Origin of the sequence: Gordonia sp. 852002-10350_SCH5691597 (assembly GCF_001665715.1) — a bacterium.
GTDB classification, from domain to species: Bacteria; Actinomycetota; Actinomycetes; order Mycobacteriales; family Mycobacteriaceae; genus Gordonia; species Gordonia sputi.
Map to the genome: position 1 here is coordinate 1 of NZ_LZMO01000251.1, position 1450 is coordinate 1450.

At 61.2% G+C, this 1450-nt stretch carries 1 protein-coding gene and 1 pseudogene; one reads left to right on the forward strand and one right to left on the reverse strand.

Annotated elements, in window-relative coordinates:
- Positions 1-690 precede the first annotated feature (690 nt).
- A complete protein-coding gene (locus tag A5777_RS25080) occupies positions 691-990 on the reverse strand; it encodes a hypothetical protein (RefSeq protein WP_064863766.1) in 300 nt (99 codons plus the stop codon).
- Positions 991-1065: 75 nt separating this feature from the next.
- Between A5777_RS25080 and A5777_RS24340 the strand changes: the two are divergent.
- Positions 1066-1385, forward strand: a pseudogene (locus A5777_RS24340) (acyltransferase family protein); the annotation flags it as partial.
- Positions 1386-1450: the final 65 nt, after the last annotated feature.

Here is a 1450-nt window from a genome sequence, read left to right on the forward strand (position 1 = left end):
CAATGGTACTGCACTCTAATCGGTGTGGGAGAGTAGGACACCGCCGAGCACAACATTCCAGTAATGCCCCGCACCCCCAAGGTGCGGGGCATTACTGCATTCATGGGGGTGCTCGTTGGGTCCCAGTCCAACTTCGTTCTGGCCGGCCCCGTTCTGCGAGAGGTATTCGGCTCTGGTGAATTATTTGTGCGCTGTTCATGTTCTTTTGCTGCCGGTTATCTCGCATTGTCATCCGATGAAATGATTGTGGCGTGTCGATTGGTCCGCGAACTGAGACCGCATCTAGACTCGGCTCGTCGCGTGATCTCGCGCACTGCCTTCCTGAGATATTCCGACTGACTTGAACCGACGTTCCGAAACGTGCCCTATGCCTTCACATTTGCTGTCTCGCTCATGCTCGTTGCTTTCTTTTCAGCGGCTCCTTGTTCTGCCGTCGTCCGTGGGGTCGGGTGGCGCGGTCGGCTCCGCTCTCGATGAGGGAGTCCGCGGATGATCACTCGCTTGCGGATCTTGCGTGATGTCCGTATGCCGTCGCTGAGTCGCTCTGCCGGCGTCCCCGCCGACAGTGATGTGGCGCGGAGCTCGGTCGGACCGTGGTCTATATCGGCCAACGTCGTTGACGATCCGTGTGTCGACGATGCCTCTGCCCCTTCTGCCCACGACACAGGGTTGGACGAGGCTGATATCGAGTCAGATGCCGCTGCTGTGCCGGACCCTGATGTCGAAACGGCGTCCGACGTCGGCAGCTCGGATATAGGGCAGGAAGAGGCTGTCGAGAGGGTGAATTCCGCCGTGACGCCGGCCCTCAGATACCGGCGGCTGGCCGACCTCAGATATCGGCGCCGGCTTGTCACGCAGAATCCGACCGCTGGTACGGAATTGGTCGATCTTTCGGAAGGCGGTGCGCCGGAAGGCGATGCGCCGGAAGCTGATGTTCCGGACGGCGATGCCGCGCGAGCGGGCGCGGCCGAGGTGTCGGTGGACTCGCATTCCGTCGAGCTCGCTCCAGCGAACGCAGCGAATGCGACGAGTGCGCCCGAGGGGCGGGAGCAAGCCGCACCACCGTTGGGTGCCGGACGAATCCGACGCGTTCCCGCGCTCGACGGATTACGCGGTATCGCGGTGCTTGTCGTCGTGCTCTACCACTTCTTCGGTGCGGCCGTGCGGGCGGTTACCTCGGCGTCGACATCTTCTTCGTGCTGTCGGGTTTTCTCATCACGTCTCTGCTGGTGCGTGAGTACGGTGCCTCGGAACGTATTTCGTTGTCGCGATTCTGGACGCGTCGCGCGCGCCGCATTCTTCCCGCAGCACTTGCTGTGTTGGTGGTCTCCGTTGCTGTCGCTGGTGTGTTGGGTGGCGACATCGCGGTACAACTAGTGTCGCGTGTCGGTAATTAGTTTATGGTTCGTGGTTTGAGAGAATTGGCTATGGCGAATTCTGCGGCCCCGGC